This is a genomic window from Hyphomonas sp. CACIAM 19H1, from assembly GCF_003325995.1.
Lineage (GTDB): Bacteria > Pseudomonadota > Alphaproteobacteria > Caulobacterales > Hyphomonadaceae > Hyphomonas > Hyphomonas polymorpha.
This window is the reverse complement of the sequence record NZ_CP016437.1, coordinates 3,584,527-3,611,013: the sequence shown is the minus strand read 5'-3', so window position 1 is coordinate 3,611,013 and position 26,487 is coordinate 3,584,527. Positions and strand designations below refer to the sequence as shown.

27 protein-coding genes and 1 riboswitch are annotated in these 26,487 nt (G+C 62.9%); of the genes, 17 read left to right on the top strand and 10 right to left on the bottom strand.

Going from position 1 to position 26,487, the window contains the following annotated elements; translation table 11 throughout:
* Positions 1–8: 8 nt before the first annotated feature.
* The 3 genes from pspB to BBF93_RS19955 all read right to left on the bottom strand — a co-directional run bounded on the left by pspB (position 9) and on the right by BBF93_RS19955 (position 1,217).
* Complete coding sequence (pspB, locus tag BBF93_RS16835; RefSeq protein ID WP_114106679.1) at positions 9–266, bottom strand: envelope stress response membrane protein PspB; 258 nt, start codon at positions 264–266, stop codon at positions 9–11.
* 113 nt (positions 267–379) lie between these two features.
* Positions 380–1,060 carry a phage shock protein PspA gene (gene pspA, locus BBF93_RS16830; RefSeq protein ID WP_035600412.1) on the bottom strand — a complete coding sequence of 227 codons (681 nt, stop codon included), beginning with the start codon at positions 1,058–1,060 and terminating at the stop codon, positions 380–382.
* Positions 1,061–1,085: 25 nt separating this feature from the next.
* A complete protein-coding gene (locus BBF93_RS19955) occupies positions 1,086–1,217 on the bottom strand; it encodes a hypothetical protein (RefSeq protein WP_255417544.1) in 132 nt (43 codons plus the stop codon).
* A gap of 211 nt (positions 1,218–1,428) precedes the next feature.
* On the opposite strand from BBF93_RS19955, the gene pspF reads away from it, so the two are divergent.
* The 3 genes from pspF (at position 1,429) to BBF93_RS16815 (ending at position 3,783) form a co-directional block, all read left to right on the top strand.
* Positions 1,429–2,523, top strand: a complete 1,095-nt coding sequence (gene pspF, locus BBF93_RS16825) for a phage shock protein operon transcriptional activator (protein WP_114106678.1) — start codon at positions 1,429–1,431, stop codon at positions 2,521–2,523.
* Positions 2,524–2,689: 166 nt separating this feature from the next.
* Positions 2,690–3,289 carry a ribosome hibernation-promoting factor, HPF/YfiA family gene (gene hpf, locus BBF93_RS16820; RefSeq protein ID WP_114106677.1) on the top strand — a complete coding sequence of 200 codons (600 nt, stop codon included), beginning with the start codon at positions 2,690–2,692 and terminating at the stop codon, positions 3,287–3,289.
* A gap of 26 nt (positions 3,290–3,315) precedes the next feature.
* Positions 3,316–3,783 carry a PTS sugar transporter subunit IIA gene (locus BBF93_RS16815; RefSeq protein ID WP_114106676.1) on the top strand — a complete coding sequence of 156 codons (468 nt, stop codon included), beginning with the start codon at positions 3,316–3,318 and terminating at the stop codon, positions 3,781–3,783.
* Between the two features lie 88 nt (positions 3,784–3,871).
* On the opposite strand, the gene BBF93_RS16810 is transcribed toward BBF93_RS16815, so the two are convergent.
* The 4 genes from BBF93_RS16810 to BBF93_RS16795 form a co-directional block, all read right to left on the bottom strand.
* Positions 3,872–6,049: a M3 family metallopeptidase gene (locus tag BBF93_RS16810; RefSeq protein WP_114107134.1), complete on the bottom strand. Its 2,178-nt coding sequence runs from the start codon at positions 6,047–6,049 to the stop codon at positions 3,872–3,874.
* Between the two features lie 128 nt (positions 6,050–6,177).
* Entirely contained in the window at positions 6,178–7,116 is a 939-nt protein-coding gene (locus BBF93_RS16805) for a nitronate monooxygenase family protein (RefSeq protein ID WP_114106675.1), read from the bottom strand.
* Positions 7,117–7,198: 82 nt separating this feature from the next.
* Complete coding sequence (locus tag BBF93_RS16800) at positions 7,199–7,546, bottom strand: DUF3088 family protein (RefSeq protein WP_114106674.1); 348 nt, start codon at positions 7,544–7,546, stop codon at positions 7,199–7,201.
* 13 nt (positions 7,547–7,559) lie between these two features.
* Positions 7,560–8,210 (bottom strand): exopolysaccharide biosynthesis protein, encoded by a 651-nt coding sequence (locus BBF93_RS16795; RefSeq protein WP_084324351.1) that lies wholly within the window; start codon positions 8,208–8,210, stop codon positions 7,560–7,562.
* Positions 8,211–8,352: 142 nt separating this feature from the next.
* On the opposite strand from BBF93_RS16795, the gene BBF93_RS16790 reads away from it, so the two are divergent.
* Positions 8,353–9,165 carry an enoyl-CoA hydratase/isomerase family protein gene (locus BBF93_RS16790; protein ID WP_114106673.1) on the top strand — a complete coding sequence of 271 codons (813 nt, stop codon included), beginning with the start codon at positions 8,353–8,355 and terminating at the stop codon, positions 9,163–9,165.
* Positions 9,166–9,171: 6 nt separating this feature from the next.
* On the opposite strand, the gene BBF93_RS16785 is transcribed toward BBF93_RS16790, so the two are convergent.
* Positions 9,172–11,133 (bottom strand): S9 family peptidase, encoded by a 1,962-nt coding sequence (locus BBF93_RS16785; protein ID WP_114106672.1) that lies wholly within the window; start codon positions 11,131–11,133, stop codon positions 9,172–9,174.
* 150 nt (positions 11,134–11,283) lie between these two features.
* Positions 11,284–11,361, top strand: a riboswitch (SAM riboswitch).
* An 81-nt stretch (positions 11,362–11,442) separates the two neighbouring features.
* Here BBF93_RS16785 and metA point away from each other — a divergent pair.
* The 9 genes from metA to BBF93_RS16740 all read left to right on the top strand — a co-directional run bounded on the left by metA (position 11,443) and on the right by BBF93_RS16740 (position 21,201).
* Positions 11,443–12,360, top strand: coding sequence for a homoserine O-succinyltransferase (metA, locus tag BBF93_RS16780; RefSeq protein ID WP_114106671.1), 918 nt, complete (start codon positions 11,443–11,445; stop codon positions 12,358–12,360).
* A gap of 14 nt (positions 12,361–12,374) precedes the next feature.
* Complete coding sequence (locus BBF93_RS16775; RefSeq protein WP_114106670.1) at positions 12,375–13,535, top strand: acyl-CoA dehydrogenase family protein; 1,161 nt, start codon at positions 12,375–12,377, stop codon at positions 13,533–13,535.
* Positions 13,535–14,434, top strand: a complete 900-nt coding sequence (locus tag BBF93_RS16770; protein WP_114106669.1) for a lysophospholipid acyltransferase family protein — start codon at positions 13,535–13,537, stop codon at positions 14,432–14,434. The genes BBF93_RS16775 and BBF93_RS16770 overlap by 1 nt, the downstream gene beginning before the upstream one ends.
* A gap of 2 nt (positions 14,435–14,436) precedes the next feature.
* The gene (locus BBF93_RS16765; RefSeq protein ID WP_114106668.1) at positions 14,437–15,546 is read left to right on the top strand and encodes a DUF3667 domain-containing protein; all 1,110 of its coding nucleotides are present in this window, start codon (positions 14,437–14,439) and stop codon (positions 15,544–15,546) included.
* Positions 15,543–15,893 (top strand): MmcQ/YjbR family DNA-binding protein, encoded by a 351-nt coding sequence (locus BBF93_RS16760; protein WP_114106667.1) that lies wholly within the window; start codon positions 15,543–15,545, stop codon positions 15,891–15,893. The genes BBF93_RS16765 and BBF93_RS16760 overlap by 4 nt, the downstream gene beginning before the upstream one ends.
* A gap of 87 nt (positions 15,894–15,980) precedes the next feature.
* Positions 15,981–17,717 (top strand): amidohydrolase, encoded by a 1,737-nt coding sequence (locus BBF93_RS16755; RefSeq protein WP_114106666.1) that lies wholly within the window; start codon positions 15,981–15,983, stop codon positions 17,715–17,717.
* A 3-nt stretch (positions 17,718–17,720) separates the two neighbouring features.
* Entirely contained in the window at positions 17,721–18,872 is a 1,152-nt protein-coding gene (locus BBF93_RS16750) for an acyl-CoA dehydrogenase family protein (protein WP_114106665.1), read from the top strand.
* 81 nt (positions 18,873–18,953) lie between these two features.
* The gene (locus BBF93_RS16745) at positions 18,954–19,919 is read left to right on the top strand and encodes a retropepsin-like aspartic protease (protein ID WP_035600434.1); all 966 of its coding nucleotides are present in this window, start codon (positions 18,954–18,956) and stop codon (positions 19,917–19,919) included.
* Positions 19,920–19,998: 79 nt separating this feature from the next.
* Complete coding sequence (locus BBF93_RS16740) at positions 19,999–21,201, top strand: NAD(P)/FAD-dependent oxidoreductase (RefSeq protein WP_114106664.1); 1,203 nt, start codon at positions 19,999–20,001, stop codon at positions 21,199–21,201.
* Here the strand turns inward: BBF93_RS16740 and mutM are convergent.
* Positions 21,192–22,037, bottom strand: coding sequence for a bifunctional DNA-formamidopyrimidine glycosylase/DNA-(apurinic or apyrimidinic site) lyase (mutM, locus tag BBF93_RS16735; RefSeq protein ID WP_199288420.1), 846 nt, complete (start codon positions 22,035–22,037; stop codon positions 21,192–21,194). The two genes, BBF93_RS16740 and mutM, sit on opposite strands and share 10 nt — an antisense overlap.
* A 46-nt stretch (positions 22,038–22,083) precedes the next feature.
* Between mutM and BBF93_RS16730 the strand changes: the two genes are divergently transcribed.
* A complete protein-coding gene (locus tag BBF93_RS16730; protein WP_114106662.1) occupies positions 22,084–22,872 on the top strand; it encodes a class I SAM-dependent methyltransferase in 789 nt (262 codons plus the stop codon).
* A 26-nt stretch (positions 22,873–22,898) separates the two neighbouring features.
* Here BBF93_RS16730 and BBF93_RS19615 read toward each other — a convergent pair whose 3' ends face one another.
* Positions 22,899–23,063 (bottom strand): hypothetical protein, encoded by a 165-nt coding sequence (locus tag BBF93_RS19615; RefSeq protein ID WP_157532868.1) that lies wholly within the window; start codon positions 23,061–23,063, stop codon positions 22,899–22,901.
* An 84-nt stretch (positions 23,064–23,147) separates the two neighbouring features.
* Here BBF93_RS19615 and BBF93_RS16725 point away from each other — a divergent pair, with 84 nt between their 5' ends.
* The 3 genes from BBF93_RS16725 to coaBC all read left to right on the top strand — a co-directional run bounded on the left by BBF93_RS16725 (position 23,148) and on the right by coaBC (position 26,487).
* Positions 23,148–24,671: an AarF/UbiB family protein gene (locus tag BBF93_RS16725; RefSeq protein ID WP_035600443.1), complete on the top strand. Its 1,524-nt coding sequence runs from the start codon at positions 23,148–23,150 to the stop codon at positions 24,669–24,671.
* Between the two features lie 141 nt (positions 24,672–24,812).
* A complete protein-coding gene (locus BBF93_RS16720) occupies positions 24,813–25,142 on the top strand; it encodes a hypothetical protein (protein WP_035600445.1) in 330 nt (109 codons plus the stop codon).
* A 118-nt stretch (positions 25,143–25,260) separates the two neighbouring features.
* Entirely contained in the window at positions 25,261–26,487 is a 1,227-nt protein-coding gene (gene coaBC, locus BBF93_RS16715) for a bifunctional phosphopantothenoylcysteine decarboxylase/phosphopantothenate--cysteine ligase CoaBC (RefSeq protein WP_114106661.1), read from the top strand.

Below are 26,487 nucleotides of genomic sequence, written 5' to 3'. Positions count from 1 at the left end.
CTGTCTCCTTATTCGTCAAAGGTGGTGCGGCGGGGGCGCGGAGGTGGGCGAGGGCTTTCTGCGTTGCGGGCTTCAAGCAGGGATTCCAGGGTCTCGATGCGGCGCTCCATTGCTTTGGCGGAGCGCCAGAGATCCTCGAGCATGCGCTCATCGTCCGGCTGCAGGGTCTTCTGGCGCCGCCACAGCGTGATGTAGTGAAACACCATGCCCGGCAGCACCACAAAGATGGCGATGATGGCAAACAGAGGGACGAGGCTCTCGTTCATGATTACTCATCGCCCCCGGCGGCAGCGCGTTCCTCACGCGCCTGGGCGATCAGGCCCGGCGTGCAGATCACGGCCAGGAAGCCAAAAAGGCAGACCAGTGAAAAGACCATTGATCAGCCCTCCGACTTCTTCGCCGGTGCTTTGCCTTTGCGGGCTTTCAGCGCGGCGAGTTCCTTCTCGATGGACTCGTTCTGCTCAAGCTCGGCAAATTCCTGCTCCAGGCTCGGCTCGCGGCCGCGGATGGTGTCGGCATAGGCTTCCATCTCGTCGACTTTGCGCTCCAGCTGATTGTAGCGGATGATTGCCTCGTCGGCGCGGCCATCATACATCTGGCTGCGCATACGGATCCGCTGTTCGGCGGCTTCGCGGCGCATCACCAGGGCGCGATGCTTGGCTTTGGCCTCGTCGAGTTTGGCCTGCAGTTTCGTCAGGTCTTCCTGGCGGCGGTCGAAGGCTTCCTCGGCGGTTTTCATCGCATGATGACGGCGCTCGATTTCGGTTTCGCATTTCTGCTTGGCGATCAGCGCCCCGCGGGCAAGGTCTTCACGGCCCTTGTCGATGGCAAGCTCTGCCTTGGCCGCCCAGTCATCGCGGGTGGCAGTGAAGTGGGCGATTTCGCGCTCCATTTCTTTCTTGTCAGCCATCGCGCGGGCGGCGGCAGTGCGCACTTCCACCAGCGTGTCTTCCATTTCCTGGATGATCAGGCGGGCAATTTTTTCGGGATTTTCGGCGCTGTCCAGCATCGCATTGAGGTTGGAGTTGATGATGTCGCCGAGGCGGGAGAAGAGACCCATGGGAATTTCCTTTCGTGACTGGAGATCAGAAGAAGAGGCCGCCGAGCAGCACGCCTGCGGCAAAGAACATCCACGTCTCCGCCCGACGCGAGGCGAGCCAGCGGCCAAAGCGGCCGGCATCGGTGCGCGGTGTGTAGGGATCGTCCTGGTAGCTCATTTCTGGTTCGTCCTTGGTTTTCAGTGGTTGGCAACGCCCGTCGCCCTGATGCCAATACCATTTCAAGAGCCGTGCCAGTTTGGGATTAATTTCATAACGCCTTGATATTTATATCAAAAAAAACTTTTCGGCGCCTTTGCACCAAGAAGTGAAAGGCTGTTCCACTAAAAATCTGGTAGAAAGAACCAAGTATATTGGCTATTTTCACTAAATGGAGCAGCGGACAACGCACCTCATAGGCGAATCTGCCGCCTGGCTCAGCGCGCTGGAGCAGGCGAGCCGGCTGGCGCCGCTGGACCGGCCCGTGCTGGTGATCGGGGAACGCGGCACCGGCAAGGAGCTGGTGGGCGAGCGATTGCACTTTCTGTCCAAGCGCTGGGAAGGCCCGTTCGTGAAGGTCAATTGCGCGGCGCTTTCGGAAACCCTTCTGGATTCAGAGCTTTTTGGCCATGAGCGCGGCGCGTTTACCGGCGCGACCGAGATGCGGCGCGGCCGGTTCGAGATGGCGGACGGGGGCACCATCTTTCTCGACGAGATCGCCACCGCCTCCCAGCAGGTGCAGGAAAAGCTGCTGCGGATCGTGGAGTATGGGGAATTTCAACGGGTTGGGGGGTCCAAGGTGCTCACCACCAATGTCCGGATCGTCGCGGCGACGAATGCCGATCTGCCGGCGATGGCGGAGGCTGGGACCTTCCGCTGGGACTTGCTGGACCGGCTGTCTTTTGACGTGGTGACGCTGCCGCCACTGCGGGCGCGGCATGGCGACAAGACGCTGCTGGCGCAATTCTTCGCCCGGCGGATGGCGGTTGAAATGGCTCAGGATTTTCCGGGGTTTGCGCCGTCTGCTCTTGAGGCGATCGAGGCCTGGCACTGGCCGGGAAACATACGCGAGCTGCGCAATTTTGCCGAACGGCTGACCCATCGCGCGCTGCTTTCGGCCCCGCAGGAACAGGTGCGGTTCGAGCCTTCGGCGCTTGATCCCTTTGCCTCCCCCTGGCGGCCGAAGGAGGCTCCGAAAAACTCCAGCCATTCCTCCAATGAGGGGGCAAAAAACTCCAACGGTGTTGGCGTTTTCATCGGCGCCTCCACCCCTGCGGGCCCTGGCGAATTTCAGCCTGCCGAGCGGCCGGCAACGCCGGCGCGCGGTTTTGAGGATGCCGTCCGCCTTTTCGAGATGCAGCTGATCGACGGCGCCCTGGCAGACGCTGGCGGGCATCAGGGCCGGGCGGCCGACGCGCTGGGCCTCACCTATCACCAGCTGCGCGGCCTGCTCAAAAAACATGGCTATGCCCGCCGCGCCGAATGAGCCGGCATCGCCTGCTCAGGACAATTGCGTAGAGCCGCGCGCCGCTAACACATTAGATTTCAGACAGATGTGGCGGGGCATTACGGAAGTGAGTCGCCACTGGCAGCTTCCTGATGCATACTTATGTTCAGGATAGCTCTTATGGTCACAAGCAAAGGAGACGCCCATGCAAATTCAGATCACCGGCCGGCATATGGAACTGGGTGAGGCGTTGCGAGGGCGGATCGAAGAGGGGCTTGAGGCAGCCGTCTCCAAATATTTCAGCCGCACAGGTGATGCCAACGTTTTCGTATCCCAGCAGGGTCCGTTTGTGGAAGTGGACTGCAATGTTCACCTGCCATCGGGCATCATCCTGCAGTCGACCGGCAAGGCCAACGACCCCTATGCGGCGCTGGAAGTCAGTCTCGACAAGATGGAAAAGCGGGTGCGCCGCTACAAGCGCCGCCTGAAGGACCACCACGCCAATGGCCAGCCCGCCCTGCCGGCGGAAATGGCACCTGAAATCCTGTTCCAGGCCACCGACGACGACGACGCCGAAGATTCGGTGGATACGGGAGTCGAGGTCGGCGAGGCACCCCTTACGGTTGCAGAAACCAAGGTTCAGATCCGCACGATGACCGTTTCCGAGGCAGTAATGCAGCTGGAATTGCAGGACGTCCCGGCGCTGATGTTCAGAAATGCTAGCCATGACGGCCTTAATATGGTCTACCGCCGCCCCGATGGGCACATTGGTTGGGTTGACCCTGCCAACACGCCCCGGAATTAACGCGACGCGCCACGGAAAGTTGTTTGATGGCCACCGATCTGAGTGCTCTGCTGCAAGGTGGGGTGATCATCCCCTTTCATGAGGCGACCAGCCGGAAACAGGCCATCCACGTCCTGTGCGAGGCCTTGAGCGAGGCCACGGGCATCGGTGCGCGGGCCATCGAGGACGCCGTGATGGAACGCGAACGGCTCGGCTCTACGGGGGTTGGGGAAGGCGTTGCCATCCCGCACGCCCGTCTGCCGGGGCTCGCCGCGCCTGTTGGCGGCTTCCTGCGGCTCGCGCATGGGGTCGATTTCGAGGCGATCGATGACCGCCCCTGCGATCTCATCTTCATGTTGCTGGCGCCCGATGGGGCGGGGGCAGATCATCTGCGCGCCCTGGCCCAGGTCAGCCGGTTTTTCCGCCAGGTCGCCGTGCGCGACGGGCTGCGCAAGGCGCGCAATGAAAACGAGATCAAGGCCCTGATCTGCAAGGATCCCGTAGCCGGCCACTGATCTGGTCTGGTCTGGTCTGAATAATCCGGACACAGAAAACCCCGCCTCGATGAGGCGGGGTTCTTTGTTTCTGCGCTGAGCGCGGTGATCAGCCTTCGGCAGGCGACGGCTCACCGAAGCCGCGATTGCGCAGCAGCGGCTCGATGCCCGGGTCAGACCCACGGAAGTTGCGGTAAAGCTCGTCGGTCTCGCGCAGGCCGCCGGATTCAAACACCCACTGTTTCAGCTTCGCAGCGATCTCCGGATTGAAGATGTCGCCGGACTGTTTGAAAGCGTCAAAGCCGTCGGCATCCAAAATTTCTGCCCACAGGTAGGAGTAGTAACCGGCCGAATAGCCGCCGGCGAAGATGTGGGAGAAATAGGTCGAGCGGTAACGCGGCTCGATGATTTCCGGGATGTTGTACTTGCGGAGAACTTCCAGTTCGAAGTCGCGCGCGCTGGTGATCTTCGCGGCTTCTTCCGAAGACAGCATGTGCCAGTGAAGGTCGATCAGCGAGGCAGCGATGAACTCGGTAGTCTTGAAGCCTTGATTGAAGGTCGAGGCATTGTTCATCTTGTCGACGAGGTCCATCGGGATCACTTCGCCGGTCTGGTGGTGGCGCGCATACATCGCCAGCACCTGCGGCTCGCTCCACCAATGTTCCATCACCTGGGAAGGGAACTCCACATAGTCAGGCCCGCCATAGACGCCCGAGAAGCTCGGATAGCGGATCTGCGTCAGCAGGCCATGCAGGCCATGGCCGAACTCGTGGAAGAGGGTTTCCACCTCGGTCGGCGAGAGCAGGGTGGGCTGGCCGGCGGCTGGGGTCACCAGGTTCATATTGTTGGTGATGATCGGGCGGATGCGCTCCCCGTCCATGTCCGAGGAAGACCGGTAGGTGCTCATCCAGGCGCCGCCGCGCTTGGAAGACCGGGCATACATGTCCACCATGAAGAGCCCGAGATGCTCGCCGGTGGCAGCGTCCTTGACTTCGTAGGACTTCACGGCCGGGTTCCAGCCCGGCAGGCTGACTTCTTCGATGGAGATATTGAAGAGGCGTGAGGCAACTTCAAATGCGCCGTTGAAGGTGGCGTCGAGCTGGAAGTAGGGGCGCAGCTGGTTTTCATCGAAGGCGTATTTGTCCTGACGGACTTTCTCCGAATAGAACCACCAGTCATGGCCGAGGATCTCATGCCCGGCGATCTGTTCCATGTCCGCCTGTTCTTCGGCGGCGCGTTTGAGGCCGGGTTCAAGGACCTTCTGCAGGAATTCCAGGGCCGCTTCCGGCGTGTGCGCCATCCGCTGTTCCAGCACGTAATGAGCGTGGCTCTTATAGCCCATCAGCTCGGCGCGCTTGGCGCGAAGCTGGGCGAGCTTGATGGCCAGCGGGCCGTTATCATAGTCGCCGGAGGAGGCCACGTTGCGGTAGCCGTCAAACAGCTGGCTGCGCAGCTCGCGGTCTTCGGCGCTCGACATGAAGCCTTCGAAGAAGGAGCGGCTGAGGCCGACGGCCCATTTGTCTTCGCCTTCCACTTTCACGGCGTTCTTGAAGTCATCCGTCAGGCCGCCGAGGCGGGCCGGGTCGGTGATTTCCAGCTTGAAGGCGTTGGTGGCGTTCAGCAGGTTCTGGCCATAGGTGGTCGTCAGGCCGGAGATTTCGGCGTTGAGCTGGGCGATTTCGGCCTGGGCCGCCGGGGGAAGGTCCGCGCCGGCGCGCACGAAATTGCGATGTGTCAGCTCAAGCAGGCGGGCTTCCTGCTCGTCGAGGCCGAGCCGGTCGCGCTGGTCATAGACGGCTTTGACGCGCGCAAAGAGTTTCGGGTTGAAGGTCACCGCATCCTGCTCGCGGGTGAGCATTGGATAGATTTCGCCTTCAAGCTGGTTGAGGGTGTCGTTGGTGTCGGTGTTGGTGATGTTGCCGAAAACGCGGATCACCTTGTCGAGCGACTGGCCGGTTTTCTCCAGCGCCAGGATGGTGTTCTCGAAGGTCGGCTCGTCGGAATTGTTGACGATGGCGTCGATCTCGGCGCGCATCTCGACGATGCCCTTCTTGACCGCCGGCATGTAATGCTCGTCCTTGATCTCAGCGAAAGGCGGCACGCCATAGGTGCCGGTCCATTCGGCGCGGAAGGGGTTTCCTTCAAGCTCGGCGTCGCTGATCTCGATTTCGGGCAGCTCGATCTGGCTGGCGATCTCGGCTTCGGGTTTGGGCGCTTCAGACGCGCCGCAAGCGGCGGTGGCAGCAAGAACAAGAGCAGCGGCGCCGCCCTTCAGCATTTCGGACATTTTCATCATGCTTCCTCTGGCAATGAAGATTGCACGCGGTTTAGCCGCCGGAGGCGCAGATTTCCAGTCAAACGGTCAGAAAGGGGCGATTTACCCCCGAGATTGACCCGAATGGCGTAAGTTTCGGCTCAGCGGGGCAGCGCGGAGACGATGCGGTGGTACTCTACCAGGGTTTCCTCAAAGATCTGGGCCACGGGCTTAACGTCCTTGATACGCCCTGCCACCTGGCCGGTGAGCGCAATGCCCGCTTCCAGATCACCGCCGAAATAGACGTCCTGCGTCTTGGCGAACTCGCCGAAGATGTTGGGGCTGCCTTCCTTTTCGAGGCGCGTGGTGCGCTCGGTACGCAGGGCGCGCAGGGCGGGGCCGGGGCCTTGGCGGTTGAGGAAGACCGTGTCGGTCGCGTCGGCGCCCACGATGGCGTCCTTCCAGTTGGGGTGGACGGGGCTTTCGGCGCTGGAGAGAATGCGCGTGCCCATCAGCACGCCCTCGGCCCCCAGGGCAAACGCTGCGGCCATGCTGCGCCCGTCCGTGATGCCGCCGGCGGCGACGACCGGCACCTCCACCGCTTCACAGACCTGCGGTATCAGCACCATGGAGGCGACATCCTTCGCGTTCTTGAAGCCGCCGCCTTCGCCGCCCTCCACGATCAGGCCGTCAACGCCCGCCTCGATGGCGCGCATCGCTCCGGCGAGGGAAGGGACCACATGGAAGACCGTGAGCCCGGCTACCTTCAGCGTGGCGGTGTATTTCATCGGGTCGCCGGCCGAGGTGGTGACGAATTTGATGCCCTGGTCGATGATGAAGGGGATGATATCCGGATCGCGCACAAAGGCCTGGGCGACGTTCACGCCGAAGGGCTTGTCCGTCAGGGTTTTCATCTTCCTGATCTCTTCACGGATGGCGCCGAGTTCACCGGATGAGGTTTCGATGATGCCCATGCCGCCAGCATTGGAGACGGCCGAGGAAAGCTGAGCGCGCGCGATCCAGCCCATCGCGGCCTGGACGATCGGCTTTTCGATGCCGAGCATTTCGGTGATGCGGGTCTTGACGGGTTTGGCGGGCATGGGCGGGTTCCTCCGGGACGTTTCTTTGTATGTGTTGGATGAGTGGGGCCGCTAACGCGGCGGGAGGCAAGGGGGGGGGCGTTCAGCCCCCGCGCGGCATGGGCGTACCGTAAAGCCCAGCGAAATGCCGCGCGATCAAGCGGGCGGACGGGAGGAAGTCATGGCCGCCGGCCTGATTGTAGGTGACATCCGGCGTGCGAGGAGAGCCTTCGGCGAGCACGAGGGTCGGCGCGTTGTGTTTCCCCGGACCTAGCAGATCGGCAATCGGCCCGCGCGGGTGCTCAATGCCGACATAGACGACATCCAGTGTTTCTCTCAGCGCCGGATACCAGGCAAGCAGGCCCCAGATTTCCGCGCATTCCGGGCAAAACTCCCGCTGACCATTGGCGGCAAAACCCGGTGGCAGGAGGAAAAGCGTATCGCGGGGCATGAAGAAACTCCTGTCAGCTGCTGAAGAAACCGAAAAGACCCTGGCCCGCTTGCAGGGTGAGCCAGAGCAGCACGCCGAAATAGATCAGAGTCGCAAGAATGAACAGGTAGCCGCCGATCACCACCAGCCCGTCCCGCTGGGACATCCCGATGGACAGCAATACGATCGCGAAGGCGGGCAGGGTGTTGGTAAAGGGAATGAGGCCGAACGGCGCCATCATCAGCACGGCGGCAAATATGATCGCGGTGCCATTCAGGCGCGCGGGCAGGCCCGCGGCGGTGATGCCCCGAAACCGGGGGCGCACCACGCGCTCAACCCGCATGACAATACGCATACCCCGCTTCAGCGTGCCCTTGAGTTTCTCGGAATTGAACTCCTTGTGGGCGAGGCGCCGGGGAATCCAGGGCATCCGGTTACCCGTGATCCCGGCGGCGATCAGAATGATCGCGGGCCCGAACACGCCGCTGACTCCCGGAATGGAGACCGGCAGCAGGAAAGGAATGGCCAGAAGCGCGCAGAGAAAGAGAAGGCCCTGTTCGCCGATCAGGTCCAGCAGGCGGCGCAGGGTGATGGTCGGCGTGTCGATAGCGGCCAGCGTACGTTCCAGGGTCACATGGAGCGGGTCATTTGTGTCCTGAAAGTCCTGTATGGCCGGCGTGCTCACATGCGCTCCTGTCGTCTTGCTCCGGCAGATAGGGTGGCAATTAGGGGGAAATAAGGGCGGCCAGAACGGAGAAGCCAGGTTTTATGGCTTGCCGGGCAGCCGGTGGAAATTAGGGTGGCGGTAAAACCGGCCGGAGGAAAAGATGAGCGCAGCATACGATATCACGCAGGACAATTGGCAACGGTTCACCCTCGAGCGGAAGGGGCGTGTGCTGACGGCCTATATCACCTCTGATCACCCTGTGAACGGGGTAGACGAGCAGATGCACACCGAACTCGCGCTTGTCTTCAACTGCCTGCAGCGGGACAGCGAAAGCGATCTCATCATCCTCTCGGCCCGGGGCCGTGCCTTCTGCGCGGGCGGAGATTTTGACTGGTTCGAGGAACAGATTGCCCATCCCGAACGCTTCCGCGCCATCGGCTGGGACGCCAAGCAGATCGTGGTGACCCTGCTGCAGATGGAAAAACCGATCCTTTGCCGCATGAATGGCGCTGCCGCCGGGCTGGGCGCCACCATCGCGCTGCTCTGCGATGTGATCATTGCCGATGAGACCGCCAAGATCGGCGACCCGCATGTGAAGGTTGGCCTGGTTGCCGGGGATGGCGGCGCGCTGATCTGGCCACAACTGATCGGCTTTGCCAAGGCCAAGGAATTGCTGATGACCGGCGACCTGCTGGACGCCAAAGAGGCCCAGCGCCTCGGCCTCATAAACTATGCTGTGCCCGCATCGGAGCTCGACGCGAAGGTGGATGAGATCGCGGGAAAGATCATGGCCAATCCGAAATGGGCCGTCCGCTGGACCAAGACGACCGCCAACATCCCCTTGCGCGCGCTCGCTGCGCAGCTGATGGACGCCTCCATCGGCTGGGAGAGCGTGTCCAATTATCTCGGCGACCGGAAAGAAGCGGTGGCCGCCTTCAAGGAGCGCCGCGCGGCGAAGCTGACGGGGGAGTGACCCCCCTCAGCGCCGACCGGGGTGGTTTGCCTCCAGGAAGTTCAGGGATCCGGAGAGGATTTCTTTCCGAGCTGTGGTGCTGCGCAGGTAGTGATCCTGTCCGTTCATCTCAATAAACGTCAGGCCGGAGCGCGTTCCCCACGCTTTGGCGAAATTTCTGGATTGCGAGACCTGCACGACCGAGTCGCTTTTCCCGTGAAAGATCATGACGGGAACGGAGTATTCGCTCGTCCGTGCTGCGGGGGTCACGCTCCTGCGCATCTCGGGAGCGGAAAACTTGTCGCCGCCAACATAGCGCGCCCAGTATTGATAACCTGCGGCGTCCGTTTGATAACTCGCCATATGGCCAAATATGTCGGTCACCGGCGAAACCGCGATGACGCAAGATACCTCCCCGGACGAATTCAGGCCGCTCATGAGGGCGGCGTAGCCACCATAGCTGGCGCCGACAACACATGCGCCCCCTTCTTTGGAGAGCCCTTCAGCTGCGGCCCAGCTGGCGGCGTCGATGATATCATCAATCATCTTGCCGCCGAATTCTCCAAACCCGGCGTCCCGGAAGGCTGGTCCGTATCCTGAGGAGCCGCGGAAGTTTGGCTGGATGACCGCATATCCGGCCTTGGCGTATGCTTGTGGCCACCAGTCAAAAGTCGCATTGTCGCGCGATTCAGGGCCTCCATGCGGCATCACGATAACCGGGAAGGGGCCGTCCGATTTGCTCTTTCCTGGCGGCAGGGTGAGATATGCCGGTATTTCAAGGCCATCACGCGCCTTGTAGGCAAAGGGCGAGACGCTGCTGGCGGCGTCCTCGGGAAGGTGAGGCGCGATACTTCCCAGTGGGGAAATCTCGGAACTGTCGGCATCATAAAGAAAATACTCGATCGGCTTGCCCGCGCTCTCTGCCGAGATCGTCATCATCGAGCGGTCTCTCGACATCGAACGTATACGCACTTCTTTCTGGAAAATCTCTTCCAGTTCCGCCTGAAGGGAAATCAGGGTCGGGTCGGTATACATATGACCCACCAGATCGTCTTCATAGGCAAAGCCGTAGATGGTGCCACGATCCTCGTCTCTCATGACGCCGAGATTGCCGATCTCCTCTCCATCGATCACGATGGGCGCGATTTCCCCATCGCTTATGCGAATGGTGTGAAGGCCGTACAGATCGCCATGGTCTACCCGCACGATGACGCTTTTGCTGTCATCGGACATGCCGATCACATCCATGGGCCAAACCGGCGCATTCCTGAGTTCAAAAAAGCGGCGGTTATCCTTCGCCGTTTCAAGAGCAAATTCCCCGCGTTGATCATTGTAGATGATATTCACGAGGGGATCGCAATTCTTGTCAACGAGAGTGCCCGCGATCGAGGCATTCCGGAATTTCAGCGCCTTGCCGCGCCCTGAGGCCAGGTCAACCTCATATTGCTGGCTGCGGATTCCGGATTTGACCGCGCGGATCCTGCTGCCGGTCGGGGCGTCCTCCATAGGCCGGACAGTCAGTTGCATCAGGATTTTGTCCGGCTTGGCAGAGCAGGTGGACACAACATTTGTCGTGTCCAGATAAAGCCCGACATTTGTCAGCAACATCGTCAGTTCGCCCGTCGTCACGTCGAAGGAAAGGGCTCTGCGGAACTCATACTCCTGAGGCCTTTCCAGCATTTTCAAGGACGTAAAAGTCGCTGAATTGCTGATGATGTGCTTGTCGCTGGCCCAATAGAAATTCAGGAGGCGCGTTTCCTCCGATCCTTGCAGCAGGCGTGGCTCCCCCGGCGACTGCATGTCGTACACACAGATGGAGGGCCAGCCCGTGGGGCTGCATCCCAATGCCACGTACCGGCCGGTGGGAGATATCTGCGCGTCCCAGACATTGTCGGCCTGGCCGTAAAGGCTGGGAATATCTGCAGAGGCCGTGCCGGCAGCCAGCCAGCAGGCAATTCCGGTCATCATCGCGAGGAAGTTCTGGCGCATGGATCGTTCTCCTCTCGGCGGCGGAAAGTTTCGTTTCTTGAGAAGCAATGGCAATCCTGCGGCGAAAAGACAACCCGCTCATCGCGGCCGGGGCCACCGGCGCCGCCTTGCAAGCGGCCGGGATTTGACGCCGCGCCTTGCCCGTACTAAATCCCATTCCGTGGTGATTTGGCCGGCCGGCTTGCAGCCACGTTAAACAACTCGCTAAAGGGCCGAGATGCAGGGAAACCGGGGTTCCGGGCCTGCCTTTCTCCCAGATTGCGGCGCTGTTTATTGGACCTGAAGCGGGCCGAAGAGGACGTTTGAGCCATGCCGATCCGGATTCCCGATACGCTGCCTGCGCGTGAAACCCTTCTCAAAGAGGGCGTGGCGGTGATGCGCGAGACCGATGCCATCCGGCAGGACATCCGCCCGCTGCAGATCGGCCTTCTGAACCTGATGCCCAACAAGATCCGCACCGAGACGCAGATTGCGCGCCTGATCGGCGCCTCGCCGCTGCAGGTGGAGCTGACGCTGGTGCGCGTGGGCGGGCATACACCCAAGAATACGTCGCAGGAGCACCTGATCAGTTTTTACCAGACCTGGGAAGAAATCCGGGAGCGGAAGTTTGACGGCTTCATCGTGACTGGCGCGCCGGTGGAAACGCTGCCGTTTGAAGAGGTCAATTACTGGGATGAGCTGACCCAGATTTTCGACTGGACCGAGCGCAATGTGCATTCCCCGCTCTATATCTGCTGGGGCGCGATGGCGGCGGCCTATCATTTCCACGGCCTGCCGAAATACCTGCTGGAGGCTAAAGCCTTCGGCGTATTCCGCCACCGCAATCTTGATCCGGCCTCGCCCTATCTTTCGGGCTTTTCGGATGATTTCTCCATTCCCGTTTCGCGCTGGACCGAAGTGCGCCGCAATGAGGTTCTGGAGCGGCCTGAGCTCCGCCTGCTGATCGACAGCGATGACACCGGACCTTGCCTGCTGGAAGACCGCGCGCGGCGCAGCCTCTACATGTTCAATCACGTGGAATATGATTCCTTCTCTCTGAAGGAAGAGTTCGAGCGGGACCGGGAAGCGGGCAAGCAGATCCAGGTGCCCTATGGCTACTTCCCCGGCGATGATCCCACCCGCCAGCCGCTCAACCGGTGGCGCAGCCATGCCCATCTGCTGTTCGGCAACTGGATCAACCAGACCTACCAGTCCACGCCGTTCAGCCTTGACGAAATCGGCGGTTAGCTGAGAAGTGCGGCATGACCTATTTTGCCGCAGAACCTGACCATGTGACCGAAATCCGTCGCCAGCTTTCGCGCTGGGTGGCCGAAAGGATGCCGCGCGAGAAGCGCCGGCAATGGGACCGGGAAGCCACCTGGGACCGGGCCCTCTTCCGTGAAATCGCGGAGATGGGCCTGATCGGCCTCACCATTCCGGAGGAATATGGCGGGCAGGGGGAGGACATTTACGCCGCCGCCGCCGTGATTGAGGAACTCTGCCAGGGCGGGCCCAGCATGGCTGGGCCCTATATTCACGCGGCCTTCTATGGCGGGCTCAATATTTCCGAGAACGGATCGAAAGCCCAGAAGGAAGAGCTGCTGCCCAAGCTGGCGCGCGGAGAGATATTCCTTGCCTATGGCCTGTCGGAGCCGAATGTCGGCGGTGACCTTCCAAGTGTCGAGACGCGGGTGGAGCGCCAGGGAGACGAGATCGTCATCAAGGGCGCCAAGCGCTGGTGCACGGCGGCGGACTGGGCGGATTATATCTACTGCCTCTGCCGCTCGGGTGAGCCGGGCGCCCGGCATGGCAATCTCACTTTCGTCCTTGTGCCAACAAAGTCCAGGGGCGTCAGCATGGCGCCGATTGAGCATGCAAACCTGCGCTACACCCATTCGATGGATGTGTTCCTGGATGATGTGCGTCTGCCCGAAAGCGCCATCGTTGGCGGCCCGGAAAAATGGAACCGGGGCTGGGACGCGCTCGCCGGCCGGGCACTGGACGTGGAGAAGATCGAGATTACGGCGGTTGCCTTCGGCCTTGCCCGCGCGGCGCTGGAAGAAGCCTGGCGCTATGCCGGGGAGCGCGAACAGTTTGGCAAACGCATCGGCCAGCATCAGGCGATTGCCCACAAGCTCGTCACCGCCCGGACGAAACTCGCCGCCTGCCGCCACATGCTCTATCACGCGGCCTGGCTGGCGGGCACGGGCCAGCCCTGCTCGGCAGAGACGGCGATGGCCAAGCTTTATGTGGCCGATGCCGGCGTGGAGATCGGTCTCGCCTGCCAGCAGGTGATTGGGGCCTATGGCCTGTCAGACGCCTATGACATCGAGCGCAACCTGCGCGACCTTCTGGGTATGCCGATCGTGGGCGGCTCCTCCGATATGCAGAAAAACAACCTTGCGCGCATGTGGCGGCTTTGATGGACACTGCTGCCGCGCCGGAACTCTCCTATGCGGCGTATTTCAACGACCCGCTGAAGCGGGCGCTGGTGCGCGCCGTGGAGCGGGCGACGGGGCAGCCAAAGCTGGCGCGCCTATATGAGCGCTACCGCGCCGGTGAACTGGGCGAGACCGGCTTCTTCGATGCCGCCATCCGCCTGCTGGATTTGACGATACGGTTCGATGAGGCCCGCCTCGCCGCCCTGCCGGCCGAGGGGCCGCTGGTGATCGTGGCCAACCATCCCTTCGGCGTGCTGGATGGGCTGGTGATCAGCTGGCTGGTAGGCCGGCGGCGGCAGGATTTCCGGGTGCTGACCAATTCAGTGCTTGATGCCGTGCCCGAGGCCAAGCCGTATCTGCTGCCGGTAGACTTTGCCGGAACGCGCGAGGCGGTGGCCGCCAACATCGCCATGCGGCGGACGGCGCTGGCGCATGTAAAGGGCGGGGGCTGCGTGATTGTGTTCCCGGCGGGCGGGGTCTCCACCACGCCCGGCCCGTTCGATCCGCTCGCGGTGGATGATGACTGGAAGCCGTTTACCGCCAAGCTGATCACCCATGGCCGGGCCGCCGTGACGCCGGTTTTCTTCGAGGGGCAGAATTCGCGCCTCTTCCAGATCGCCTCGCATCTGTCGCTGGAATTGCGCCTGGCCCTCGTTTTCCGGGAGGTGCGCCGGCGGATGGGCAAGACGCTGACGGTCGGGATTGGTGAAACATTGAGCCCCGCGATGCTGGAGGCAGCCGGAAAAAGGCGCGATCTGATGGAGTTCCTGCGCGAGCGAACCTATGGGCTTGCGCCGGAGGGCCGCGCTTTGCGATACCATGCGGCAACGGCCCGTTTCATGGCGAAGAAGCCGCGCGTGTTCCGCGGACCGGAGGGGTAGAGATGAGCGATAGCTTTGGCGAAGCCGCCGATACAGCCATGGAACATGCCGGCGCGGATGCAGCCGCCGGTCTTGGCGGGGCCAGGGGGAAGCCCGCCGGAACCCATTGCCTGAACTGCGGCGCCCCGCTGACCGGGGATTTCTGCCATCAGTGCGGCCAGAGCGCGCAGAGCCTGCGCCAGCCTTTCTGGGCACTGCTGGCGGAGAGCGTCGAGACGTTGTTCTCACTCGACAGCCGCGCGGCGCGCACCCTGCCGGGATTGCTGTTGCAACCTGGCAAGGTCACCCGCGCCTATCTGGATGGCCAGCGCGCCCGCTTCATTCCGCCTTTCCGGCTCTATGTGCTCGCTTCGCTCGTCTTCTTCGTGTTGCTGCCGCTGGTGACGGGGCAGGGCCTGTCGCTCGTGCCGGGCGGCAACCAGAATTTCGACGAAGCCCGCACCCAGATCGAAAGTGCCTATGCCGCCGGGGAGATGACCGAGGAGGAATATCAGGCCGCGCTGCAGGGTATCTCCGAAGCCGAGAACATTTGGAGCAGCGGGCCGAGCATTTTTATCCCGGATCCTCCAGCGGTCCCCGGCGCGGAAGACGCTGCGCCCACCGAGTCCGCGGAAGATCCTGAATGGGCCGGTTTCATGCCCAAGGACGCGCTGGAAGCTGTCCGGAATGCCGGGGCCAGCGGGGACGAGGAAGCAGCCCGCTTTGCCGAAGTGATGGATAATCCCGGCCGGCTGGAAGAACAGACGCGGGAATGGATTCCGCGCCTGATGTTCGTGATGCTGCCGGTCTATGCTCTGTTACTGGCGCTGGTCTATCTCTGGCGCCGGCAGTTCCTGTTCTTCGATCACCTCATCGTGTCGCTGCACTTCCATTCGGCGCTTTTCCTCGCCATGGCGCTCGGTATGCTGGCCGGCTATCTGGTCGGCCCGGGCTGGGTGACGCTCGCTCTCCTCGTCTATTCCAACTGGTATCTCTACCGGTTGAACCGCGTGGTTTATGGGCGTGGGCGGTTCACCTCAGTGCTCCGCGTGCTGACGCTCGACAGCATCTATTTCTTCATTCTGATGTCGACGCTGCTGGTCGCGGTAATCCTGGGCGCGCTGTCCATATGATCAAGCCGGAGAAGCTCCGGGCGGAGGCGCTGAAGCTTCCCCATGCCCTTGAGCGCCCACATTTTGACTGGGCGAGTTTCCGGGTGGACGCCCAGAAGGGCAAGATATTCGCCACCCTGCCGCCCCATCATGAGTTTTCCAATGTGTTCCTGACGCCGGACGAGCAGAGGATGCTATGCGCGGCAGAGCCGGGCATCTTTTTCCCGGTGCCCAACAAATGGGGGGAGAAGGGGGCAACGTCCATCCGCCTGGCCGCGTGCGATCTTGCCACCCTGCGCTCGGCCCTCGTCATGTCCTGGCGCCATGCTGCGCCGGTAAAGCTGCACGCGCTGCTCCCCGGAAAATAAGACCGCCCAAAGAGGCAGGCTTGCCAACACTGGCCGGTTTGGCCGATGGTTCGGGAAAAAGAAGATATAATCCAGGGGAGAGACGCCATGCCATCCAGAGCAGGCTTCAGGATTTTGTGCAGCGCTGGGGCGGGGCTCTTTCTGGCTGCCTGCGCCGCGCCGCAGAACATGGCGCAGCAGCAGGTGAGCGCCGAGGGCGCGGTGATCTTCGTCAATGCGCAGATCATAACGGTTGACGATGCCTTCCCTCAGGCCGAGGCGGTGGCCGTGCGCGACGGCCGTATCCTGGCTGTAGGCACACGCGAAGAGGTCAACCGGGCAGCCGGCACCGGCGCCAGCCTGCGCGATCTCGGCGGGGCAGCCCTCGCGCCCGGTTTCATCGATACGCATGGGCATTTTGCCATGCTGGCGCAGACCGCCGGGATGGCAAATGTGCAGCCTCCACCCGCCGGGCCTGTCCGCTCGATCCCCGAACTGCAGGCGCAGCTGGAAGCCTGGGCGCTGGCCCATCCAGATTCCCCCTGGATCCTGGGGTGGGGCTATGACGACAGCCTGCTCGCCGAGCAGCGCCACCCGGCGCGGGAAGATCTGGATGCCGTCTCCACGGAAAAGCCGGTCTTCCTGATGCATACATCGGCGCACCTGGCCGCGTGCAATTCGCTTTGCCTGGACGCCATCGGCATCTCCCCCGAAACGCCCGATCCGGAGGGCGGGATTATCCGCCGGCAGAGCGATGGGCGCACGCCAAACGGTGTTCTGGAAGAAACCGCGCTTTATCTCGCCTACGCGCATCTGCCCCAGCCGGTCGAAAGCCAGCGCCTGGCCGGGCTCAGCGCTGTGCAGGCGCTCTATGCCAGCTATGGCATCACCACGGCGCAGGAAGGCGCGGCGCAGGGCCAGAATATTGCCGACCTGCAGAAGGTGGCCGCGCGCGGAGACCTGTATCTCGATGTTGTCGCCTATCAGCTTTTCCAGAAGGACGGCGTGATCCCTGAGGATTTTGCTGTCTCAAAGACTTATGACAGCCGCTTCCGGATCAGCGGTATCAAGCTATTGCTGGATGGCTCGCTGCAGGGGCGGACGGGCTGGCTGACGCAGCCTTATGCCACGCCGGGGCCCGGACAGCCGGCGGAATATTCCGGCTACAGAATTCATAGTGACGAGAGCGTGGCCAATCTGTTCGAGCAGGCTTATGCGCGCGATATCCAGATCATCGCCCATGCCAATGGCGACCGGGCGATTGACCAGTATCTGGACATGATGACGCCGGTGATGGCTGCCCATCCGGGGCAGGACCAGCGCCCGGTGGTGATCCACGCCCAGGCTGCCCGGCAGGACCAGCTGGAAGAGATGGCGGCCGCCGGCATACTGCCTTCCTTTTTTGCGGCGCACCCCTTCTATTGGGGCGACTGGCACCGGGATGCTATACTGGGGCCCGAGCGCGCTGCCTTCATCAGCCCGCTTGCCGCCGCCAAGGCACTTGGAATTCCGTATACGGTTCACAATGATCCCCCGGTGGTGCCGCCAGACGTGATCCGGCTGCTGTGGGTGTCGGTAAACCGGGAAACGCGGTCAGGTCAGGTGCTCGGGGAAGACCAGCGGGCGAGCCCCATGGACGCTCTGCGCGCGGTCACGCTGAACGCGGCCCGTCAGTATTTTGAGGAAGCCGAGAAAGGCTCGATCACGCCCGGCAAGAAGGCTGATTTCGTGATCCTCTCAGATAATCCGCTGACGATGGATCCGGCGGACCTGCAATCCATCCGCGTCCTTGAAACGATCAAGGAAGGCGTCACCATCTATACCGCTGCCCGCCAGGAGAATTGATCCATGCCGACGCCGCTTGACCAGCTGACGCCGCTGCTGCCCGAACTGGCCTCCCGCGCCGCCGAGATGGAAGAGGCCCGCCGCCTGCCGGCTGATCTTGCCGCAAAGCTCGCCGCCACCGGTGCCTTCCGGATGGTGACCCCGAAAGCCTTTGGCGGGCTGGAGCTCAGCCCGCGCGAGATTGTCGAGGTGACCGAGGCGGCTGCCCGCGCCAATGCAAGCGCCGGCTGGTGCGTTATGATCGCGGCCACCACGGCACTCAACGCGGCCTATATGGCGCCCGAGCATGCGCGCGAGGTCTATGCCGATCCGCTGACGATCACTGGCGGTGTGTTCGCGCCGATGGGCCGGGCGGTGGTGGAGGGAGAGCATTTCCGCGTTACCGGCCGCTGGCAGTGGGGCTCGGGCTCGGCCAACTGCACCTGGCTCTGCGGGGGCTGCACGGTCTGGGAAAATGGCGAGATGAAGCGTTTGCCCAGCGGCGCGCCGGATACGCGGATGATGGTGTTCCCGGCCTCCGAGGCGACCCTTCACGATACCTGGCATGTGATGGGCCTGAAAGGCACAGGCTCGGGTGATATTGAGGTGAAGGACATTCTCGTGCCGCGCGGGCGGTCGGTGTCTTTGGTAGCGGACAAGCCGCGCGAGGTGGGCGCATTGTTCAAGTTTCCGGCCTTCGGCCTGCTGGCGCTGGGCGTTTCTGCCGTGGCACTTGGCAATGCGCGCGGCGCGCTGGACGCCTTCCATGCCCTTGCCACCGTCAAGAAAAGCCAGGGCTCGACCAAGACGCTCAGCGAGCGCCAGACCATGCAGGCCGATTTTGCGCGCTGCGAGGCGGAATGGCGCGCGGCGCGGGCCTATCTCTTTGCCGAGATTGACCGGGTCTGGACGATTGCGCAGGGGGAGGGGGAGATCCCCATGGAGGCGCGCGCTGACCTGCGCCTGGCCTGCACCCACATGACGCGCAGCGGAGCGGATATCTGCCGCACACTGTATGATCTGGGCGGGGGCGCGGCCCTCTTCGAGACAAGCGACCTGCAGCGCCGGTTTCGGGACGCGCATGCCATCACCCAGCATATCGTCACCGCGCCTTCCACGCTGGAACTGACGGGGCGCATCCTCTTCGGCCTGCCGACGGATGCCGGTATGGTCTGAAGTCTTCTGGCCGCCGCCCCGCTTCTGTGGCATTCTGGGTCAAAGCGCCAGGAAATGGCCTGAACATGGGAGGATCTGCCGATGCGCAGCTTGGTGTCGGTGGCCGCGCGGAAAGGATTAGGCGCCGCATTGACGCTGGCGCTTCTGTCGGCCGTATCGGCGTTTGCCGCGGTGGAGCGGGTCACCTTCCCCCTCCTGTTCAACACTCAGGGTTATTTCGTCGTCCAGGCCAGTATAAATGCCAGCCCGCCGGTGCCGGTGGTCATTGATACGGCCGCGACCATGGCAATGATCGATAGCCGGGCCGCTATGGCTGCGGGCATTTCGGGCCCCTCTGATGAAGAAGACCGTGTCTCGGTGTTCGGGCTTCTGGGCGAGCGGCAGTATGGTCAGGTCAAGATCCCGCAGGTGCGTGCCGGTTCTGTCAGCCTGCATCAGGTAACCGCCGCCTATAATGACCGGGAGGCGATGCCCGGCGGGCCCCTTGTGATACCCGCAACGGCTTTTGGCGGCGATGTGATTGATTTCGATTTTCCGGCGGGACAATTCTCCGCCTATAGTGGACGGCCAAAGCGTGTCGGCACAGTGTCCCCGGCTCGCAGCGCGCTGACGGAAGTTGATGGTCTTTATTTCGCCGAGATCAGCATCAACGGCGTCAAGGGCAAGGCGCTGGTCGATACCGGATCTCCCGTCAGCCTCATGAATTCGGCCTTTGCGCGCGCTGCTGGCGTTCCCCGCAATGAGGAGAAAACCCAGCTTCTGCAAGGCGCCACTGGCGGAAAACTTCTGGCGCATGTGGCCACCGCGCGCCAGATTTCGGTCGGCTATTACACCTTCCGCAAGATGGACATGATCGTGGCAGATCCCGCGCTTTTCGGTGATCTGGGCTTGCAGCAGGAACCCCTGATGCTGCTGGGCATAGACTATCTCTCCCAATTCCGTATGCAGATTGACCGCAGGCGCAATGTGCTGCTGCTGACAGCGGCAGATGCGGGCCAGCCGATACTGATGGAATTCTACGCCAGAGATACGCGCTTACCCAATTAGAGCCCTGCTGCCCCTTGCCAATGCGCCGCGCGTGGCGTCAACAGAAGCCATAGTCTGGTAGGGGGCGTCTGGCCTTAGGATGGCGCGGCAGTTCAGCATAGGGATCGCAGGCACCGGGATTGGCGGGTTGGCGGCAGCGGCGTTGCTGGCGCGGGAAGGGCACAGGGTTACCCTGTTTGACCAGTTCGACGCGGCCGGGCCGGTCGGCTCGGGCCTGATGCTGCAGGAAACGGGGCTCGCCGTGCTCGGTGCCATGGGCCTTCGGGAGAAGGCTGAAGCGTTAGGCAGCCCGATTGCGCGCCTGCATGGCATTTCAGTGGATACGCGCCGGGCTGTTCTGGATGTGCGCTACACCGCGTTGCGCCCGGGGCTTTGCGGTCTTGGCATCCAGCGCTCTGTGCTGTTCAGCCTGCTGCAGGAAGCGGCCCATGCTGCGGGGGCCCGTCTTGTGCCGGGAACGCGCATCCTGTCTGCCGGCCGGGCGGAGGGAACGCTCACGGACGCTGCCGGAGGCCAGCACGGGCCGTATGATCTGGTGATTGACGCGCTGGGCGTACGCTCACCGCTTTCTGCTGCGCCCCGGAAGGAGCTTGCCTATGGCGCTCTCTGGGCCACGCTGCCCTGGCCGGAAGGCAGCCCTTTCGACCGGGCCGCGCTGGAGCAGCGCTATGAAGCGGCGCGAAAGATGGCCGGCGTGATGCCGTCTGGCCGCGCCAACCCGCAAGCGCCCGGCAGCCTCACTTATTTCTGGTCGATCCGCGCTGACCAATATGACGCTTTCCGCGCCGCGCCGCTCACCCATTGGAAAGACGCCGCCTGCCATTTATGGCCGGAAACCGAGGCGCTGCTCCATCAGATTACGGATCATGAGCAGCTCACCTTCGCCCGCTATCGCCACCGCACCCACCGCGCCCCGGTGGAAGGCCGGCTCGTGCATATCGGCGACGCCTGGCACGCCGCCAGCCCGCAGCTTGGGCAGGGGGCCAACATGGCGCTGCTGGACGCTTATGGTCTTGCTCATGCCCTGCACGGAGAGGCGCGTATCGCCGCCGCTCTGCGCCGTTTCTTGAAAATCCGCGCCGGCCATGTCCGGCTCTACCAGCTGATGACCTGGGCGTTCACGCCGGTCTACCAGTCAGATGGCGTGGTGACGCCCTGGCTGCGCGACCGGCTGGCTGCGCCGCTGCTGCGTCTCTGGCCCGCCCCGCCGGTTCTTGCAGGGTTGGTCGCGGGCGGCTTTGGCGCGCCGCTAAAAAGGATGGGGCTGGAGCCCTACCGCTGACAGCTCGGACAATAAAATGTCGACCGCCCCGATTGAACGATCCGTTTGACCTCGCTGCCGCAGGTTTTGCAGGGCTGGCCTTCGCGGTCATAAACGTCAAACCGGTGCTGGAAATAGCCGAGCGCGCCATCGGTGGCGGCAAAGTCGGAGATCGACGATCCCCCCGCCTCGATCGCCTCGGCAATGACGGCATTAATCGCTAGGGCGAGGCGCGCGGCCCGCTGGCCGGGGATCGTCTTCGAGAGCCGATTGGGCGAGATGCCGGACCGGAACAGCGCTTCGCAGACATAGATGTTGCCCAGGCCCGCAATCACCTTCTGGTTCAGCAGCGCAGCCTTGATCGGCGCCGCCTTGCCGCGCAGCGCTTCGTCCAGATAGGCGGGGGAAAAGCGGTTGGAGAGCGGCTCGGGGCCCATCGCCATTAACCGTGGGTATGCCGGGAAAGTCGCGGCGGGCCAGAGTTCCATGAAGCCGAACCGGCGGGGGTCGTTATAGGTCACCGTCTCGCCCCCCTCCATATGGAAGACGACATGATCATGCGCGCTGATCCCGCCGGCAGTGTGATGGAACTCGCCCGGCATCTGGCCGCCAATGGTAAACCGCCCCGTCATGCCCAGATGCATCACCAGCACCTCGCCACTAGAGAGGTGCGCTGCCAGAAATTTCGCCTGCCGGGCGAGCCGGTCGATCCGCGCCCCGGCCACTCTTTCGACGAAGCGTTCGGGCAGGGGAAACCGCAGGTCCGCCCGCCGCTGCTCCAGCTTCAGGATACGCCGGCCCTCCATGACGGGGGCCAATCCGCGGCGAACTGTCTCGACTTCAGGTAATTCAGGCATCTTTATCGCATATACGCTAAGGCATTCGCAGGTAAGATAGGTTCCCATGACCGGCCAGGACAGCAAAGAACGCATCGTCTCCTTCGGCTTCGAAGATGTGACGGAAACCGAGAAGGTCGCCCGCGTGAAGGGGGTCTTCCGCTCGGTCGCGTCCCGCTATGACCTGATGAACGATCTGATGAGCGCCGGGGTCCACCGCCTCTGGAAGCATGACGCGATGAACCGCCTCAACCCGCAGCCGGGCGAGCGTCATCTGGATGTGGCCGGCGGGACCGGCGAGCTTGCCCGCGCCTTTCTCGCCCTGGCCGACAAGGCCGGCAAGCGGCGCGGCGATACAAGGCAAGCCACCGCCATCGTCTCTGACATCAACGACGCAATGCTGGAGGCCGGCAAGGCACGGCCAGACAATGCCCAATGGGGCGACCGTCTCGCCTGGGTCTGCGCGGATGGCCAGAACCTGCCTTATCCGGACAAGACCTTTGATGCCGTCACGGTCTCCTTCGGTATCCGCAACTTTGCAGACAGGGTGGCGGGACTGCGGGAATTCCGCCGTGTACTGAAGACGGGCGGGCGCCTCGCCGTGCTAGAATTCAGCCACATGACCGCGCCGATCCTTCAGGAAGCGTATGATCGTTACAGTTTTGCTGTCATCCCGCGCATGGGCGAACTCGTGGCGGGAGACCGCGACAGCTATCAGTATCTGATCGAATCCATCCGCAAATTCCCCGGCCAGCAGACCTTCAAGTCAGAGATCGAAGGTGCAGGCTTTGGCCAGGTGTCCGTCACGAATTATTCCGGCGGCATCGCCGCCCTGCATTTCGGCTGGGCGGTCTGATGCGGCCGGCTTTTAGTCAGGCGGCGTCAGTTGCCGTCGATATCGATGCCATCTTCGCCGATGGAGATTTCCAGCTTGTCTTCACCGCCGGGGCCTTCGGTGAAATAGTAGATGCCGAAACCAACGGCGCCGGCCACCAGAAGGCCGACAATAAAATACAGAAACTTGTTGGATGAGGGGGATGCAGACATGCTTTTTCTCCGTCTCCTGAAGATGCAGGTAAGCCAACAACGCGCACGCGGCGCGATTGGTTCCAAAGGGCAGGGTACCGTCTGATGGGCATGTTTTCCGATTATCGCCGGCTGATCCGCGCGGGCACTTCGCTGGCGCGCCATGATGTGGTGCTTCCCGGTGAGTATCAGTCCCGCCTGCCGCTGCCGGCGCGCATTGCCGGGGGCATGCTGCGCATCATCGGCGGCGGTGCCAAGGGGCGGCCGGGCGAACGCCTTGCCTATGCGCTGGAACGTCTGGGCCCGGCCTATATCAAACTCGGTCAGTTCCTTGCCACGCGGCCGGATGTGTTCGGGTCCGAAGTTGCCGGTGATCTTGCCCGCCTGAAGGACAAGCTGCCACCTTTCTCCATGAAACAGGCCCGCGCGGCGCTGGCCGCCGAATTTGGCGCCGAAGAAGCCCTCCGCCTTTTCCCCAATCTTTCAGAGCCTGTCGCGGCCGCCTCGCTGGCGCAGGTCCACCGGATGCCAATGCCGGATGGAGACCGCGCGGTAAAAATCCTCCGTCCCGGGATAGAGCGCCAGCTTATGCTGGAGCTTTCCGCCATGCGCCGCGCCGCGCGCACCCTCGAGGGCGTTTCCACCGAAAGCCGCCGCCTCAAACCGGTTGCCTTCACCGAAACCATCGCCAGCGCCATGCTGCGCGAGACCGATCTGCGCCTGGAGGCGGGCGGCGCCGACGAGATGCGGGAGGTCTACCGCAAGACCGGTTTCTTCCGTGTGCCGAAGGTGGACTGGGAGCGGACCGGCAAGCGCGTGATGACCGCCGAATGGATCGAGGGTACCCCGCTGACAACGCCCGGCGTGCTTGATCAACCCGGCATCGACCGCAAGAAGCTCGCCAACGACATCACCCAGGGTTTCCTCGCCAGCGCCATCAATTACGGCGTCTTCCATGCCGACATGCATGAAGGCAACGCGATCCTCACGCCGGATGGCAAGATTGCGCTCGTCGATTTCGGCATCATCGGCCGCATCGGGAATATCGAGCGCCGCTTCCTCGCCGAAATTCTCTGGGGCTTCCTGAAGCGGGATTATGTGCGCATCGCAGAGGTGCATTTCGAGGCAGGGTATGTGCCGCCAAACCAGTCAGTGGGCGATTTTGCCCAGGCTCTGCGCTCGATCGGAGAGCCGCTGTTTGGCCGACCTGCCGAGGAAGTCTCGATGGGCCGCGTACTGCTCCAGCTGTTCGATTATACCCACACGTTCGGCATGGCCCTGCGCCCGGAGCTGGTTCTCCTGCAGAAAACCATGGTGCAGGTCGAAGGCGTCGCGCGCACGATTGACCCTACCCACAATATCTGGAACGCGTCCGAGCCCGTGATCGAGGCCTGGATGCGCCGCAATTTCGGCCCGGAAGGCGCCGCCCGCCTCATTTCGGAAAACGTCCGTGAAGTGACAAACCGCCTCAAACGCCTGCCCGAGGTGATGGACCGGTTCGAGAGAAGCCTCGACGCGGAGCCCGCCGCCCCGCCCCCGCGCGAGCGCTTTGCGCCCTGGTGGGGCTGGTTCGGGCTCGTCCTCGCCCTTGCCGGTCTTGCCGTCTGGGCGATTGGTCTCGCCAACTGATCTGCGCGGGCAATCTCAGGCGAATTTCTCGCGGCTGCGGCGCCCGGCCCCTCATGAGGTTCCCGCCTCAGGGGTAACCGCTTCGCGCTGTTAAGACTTCGGTTACCATTCCGGCTCCGCCACCAGAAGGGAGCCGGACCCATGAAGCTCGCCATTCTCCTCGCCGCTGCCAGCGCCCTGGCTCTGCCCGCGTTTTCCCAGCCGCTCGCGGGCGGCAATTGCAGCAAGGCGGTCCAGCTGGACGTGTCAGAGATGACCAAAGGCGGCGTGATCGTGATCACCGGCCCCTGCGCCGAGGCAGGCCCCGCGCGCGAAGTCATCCATGTCGCTCGCCCCGGAGAACCGATGGCCACCACGGTGGTGATCCGCCGCCGGGAAGGGGTCTCGGCTCAGCAAAGCGCTATCATCAAGGTGTCTGACCGGGGCGACTTTTCCGGATCGAGCCAGGCCCGCATCATCCGCGTCCCCTGAGCCAGGCCAAATCTTGCCGGAAAGTTGAGACGGGCCGTGCATTCGCAGGGATTTAATGGGGGCCCGGCAAGGTTTTTGCGCTAGGAATGGCGCAGGTCAGACCCGATATAGCGGACATATGAGCGCCAAACGCATCCTTCTCGTCATCGGCGGCGGCATTGCCGCCTATAAAAGCCTTGAGCTTATCCGCGAGCTTGGGCGGCGCGGTATTGGCGCGCGCGTGATCCTCACCAAGGCCGGCACCGAATTTGTCACGCCGCTTTCCGTGGCCGCCCTCTCCGGCGAAAAGGTCTACACCGAACTCTTCAGCCTGACGGACGAAACCGAAATGGGCCATATCGAGCTTTCCCGTTCGGCAGACCTGCTCGTCGTCTGTCCCGCGACCGCGGATCTGATGGCCAAGGCGGTTCACGGCCACGCAAACGACCTCGCCTCCACCGCGCTGCTCGCCACCGACAAGCCGGTGCTGATGGTGCCCGCCATGAATGTGCGCATGTGGCAGCATGCCGCCACCCAGCGCAACATTGCCCAGCTGCGCGCCGATGGCGTCACCGTGATGGAGCCCGATGTCGGCCCGATGGCCTGCGGCGAGTTCGGCCCCGGCCGCCTGCCGGATGTGCCCCGCATTGTTGCAGAAATCGAAGCGATGCTCCGTCCCCGGTCAAAACGTCTCGCGGGCCGCCACGCCCTCGTCACCGCCGGCCCGACGCGGGAGCCGCTGGACCCCGTGCGCTACATTTCCAACCATTCCTCCGGCAAGCAGGGCTATGCAATCGCCGCCGCGCTCGCCGCTGAAGGCGCCCGCGTCACGCTCGTCTCCGGCCCGGTCTCGCTTCCCGCGCCTGAGGGCGTCACCCTCGTCAAGATCGAAACAGCCCGCGAGATGCTGAAAGCCTGCGAGGATGCTCTGCCGGCGGACATCTTCGTCTCCGTCGCCGCCGTCGCCGACTGGCGCCCGGTCAAAGCGGCAGACAAGAAGCTGAAGCTCAAAGGGGCGGGCAAGTCCCCCACCATCGAGCTTGCCGAAAATCCCGACATCCTGCGCACGATCAGCCACAAGAAGAAGAAACGCCCCGCGCTTGTCATTGGTTTTGCTGCCGAGACGCATGAGGTTGAACATCACGCGCAGGAAAAGCTCGCCCGCAAGGGCTGCGACTGGATCGTCGCCAACGACGTTTCCGGCGATGTCATGGGCGGCCTGGAAAACGAGATCGCCCTGATCACGAAAGACGGCATCGACCGCTGGCCCCGCCTCCCCAAGGACGACGTGGCTATCCGCCTGGCCGAGAAGATCGCAGAGACTGTCGCGGGTGATGCACAAGGCCGCTCCCACGATGCGGAGTAG

What these genes read in the sequence shown, in the direction of transcription:
- BBF93_RS16775 (WP_114106670.1), top strand. Translation starts at nt 12,375, where the DNA reads ATGACCTATTTTGCCGCAGAACCTGACCATGTGACCGAAATCCGTCGC.
- BBF93_RS16790 (WP_114106673.1), top strand. Translation starts at nt 8,353, where the DNA reads ATGAGCGCAGCATACGATATCACGCAGGACAATTGGCAACGGTTCACC.
- BBF93_RS16720 (WP_035600445.1), top strand. Translation starts at nt 24,813, where the DNA reads ATGAAGCTCGCCATTCTCCTCGCCGCTGCCAGCGCCCTGGCTCTGCCC.
- BBF93_RS16725 (WP_035600443.1), top strand. Translation starts at nt 23,148, where the DNA reads ATGGGCATGTTTTCCGATTATCGCCGGCTGATCCGCGCGGGCACTTCG.
- BBF93_RS19615 (WP_157532868.1), bottom strand. Translation starts at nt 23,063, where the DNA reads ATGTCTGCATCCCCCTCATCCAACAAGTTTCTGTATTTTATTGTCGGC.
- pspA (WP_035600412.1), bottom strand. Translation starts at nt 1,060, where the DNA reads ATGGGTCTCTTCTCCCGCCTCGGCGACATCATCAACTCCAACCTCAAT.
- BBF93_RS19955 (WP_255417544.1), bottom strand. Translation starts at nt 1,217, where the DNA reads ATGAGCTACCAGGACGATCCCTACACACCGCGCACCGATGCCGGCCGC.
- BBF93_RS16810 (WP_114107134.1), bottom strand. Translation starts at nt 6,049, where the DNA reads ATGTCCGAAATGCTGAAGGGCGGCGCCGCTGCTCTTGTTCTTGCTGCC.
- BBF93_RS16785 (WP_114106672.1), bottom strand. Translation starts at nt 11,133, where the DNA reads ATGCGCCAGAACTTCCTCGCGATGATGACCGGAATTGCCTGCTGGCTG.
- BBF93_RS16730 (WP_114106662.1), top strand. Translation starts at nt 22,084, where the DNA reads ATGACCGGCCAGGACAGCAAAGAACGCATCGTCTCCTTCGGCTTCGAA.
- BBF93_RS16755 (WP_114106666.1), top strand. Translation starts at nt 15,981, where the DNA reads ATGCCATCCAGAGCAGGCTTCAGGATTTTGTGCAGCGCTGGGGCGGGG.
- BBF93_RS16770 (WP_114106669.1), top strand. Translation starts at nt 13,535, where the DNA reads ATGGACACTGCTGCCGCGCCGGAACTCTCCTATGCGGCGTATTTCAAC.
- BBF93_RS16745 (WP_035600434.1), top strand. Translation starts at nt 18,954, where the DNA reads ATGCGCAGCTTGGTGTCGGTGGCCGCGCGGAAAGGATTAGGCGCCGCA.
- BBF93_RS16740 (WP_114106664.1), top strand. Translation starts at nt 19,999, where the DNA reads ATGGCGCGGCAGTTCAGCATAGGGATCGCAGGCACCGGGATTGGCGGG.
- pspB (WP_114106679.1), bottom strand. Translation starts at nt 266, where the DNA reads ATGAACGAGAGCCTCGTCCCTCTGTTTGCCATCATCGCCATCTTTGTG.
- hpf (WP_114106677.1), top strand. Translation starts at nt 2,690, where the DNA reads ATGCAAATTCAGATCACCGGCCGGCATATGGAACTGGGTGAGGCGTTG.
- BBF93_RS16765 (WP_114106668.1), top strand. Translation starts at nt 14,437, where the DNA reads ATGAGCGATAGCTTTGGCGAAGCCGCCGATACAGCCATGGAACATGCC.
- pspF (WP_114106678.1), top strand. Translation starts at nt 1,429, where the DNA reads ATGGAGCAGCGGACAACGCACCTCATAGGCGAATCTGCCGCCTGGCTC.
- coaBC (WP_114106661.1), top strand. Translation starts at nt 25,261, where the DNA reads ATGAGCGCCAAACGCATCCTTCTCGTCATCGGCGGCGGCATTGCCGCC.
- mutM (WP_199288420.1), bottom strand. Translation starts at nt 22,037, where the DNA reads ATGCCTGAATTACCTGAAGTCGAGACAGTTCGCCGCGGATTGGCCCCC.
- BBF93_RS16815 (WP_114106676.1), top strand. Translation starts at nt 3,316, where the DNA reads ATGGCCACCGATCTGAGTGCTCTGCTGCAAGGTGGGGTGATCATCCCC.
- BBF93_RS16760 (WP_114106667.1), top strand. Translation starts at nt 15,543, where the DNA reads ATGATCAAGCCGGAGAAGCTCCGGGCGGAGGCGCTGAAGCTTCCCCAT.
- BBF93_RS16800 (WP_114106674.1), bottom strand. Translation starts at nt 7,546, where the DNA reads ATGCCCCGCGATACGCTTTTCCTCCTGCCACCGGGTTTTGCCGCCAAT.
- BBF93_RS16750 (WP_114106665.1), top strand. Translation starts at nt 17,721, where the DNA reads ATGCCGACGCCGCTTGACCAGCTGACGCCGCTGCTGCCCGAACTGGCC.
- metA (WP_114106671.1), top strand. Translation starts at nt 11,443, where the DNA reads ATGCCGATCCGGATTCCCGATACGCTGCCTGCGCGTGAAACCCTTCTC.
- BBF93_RS16805 (WP_114106675.1), bottom strand. Translation starts at nt 7,116, where the DNA reads ATGCCCGCCAAACCCGTCAAGACCCGCATCACCGAAATGCTCGGCATC.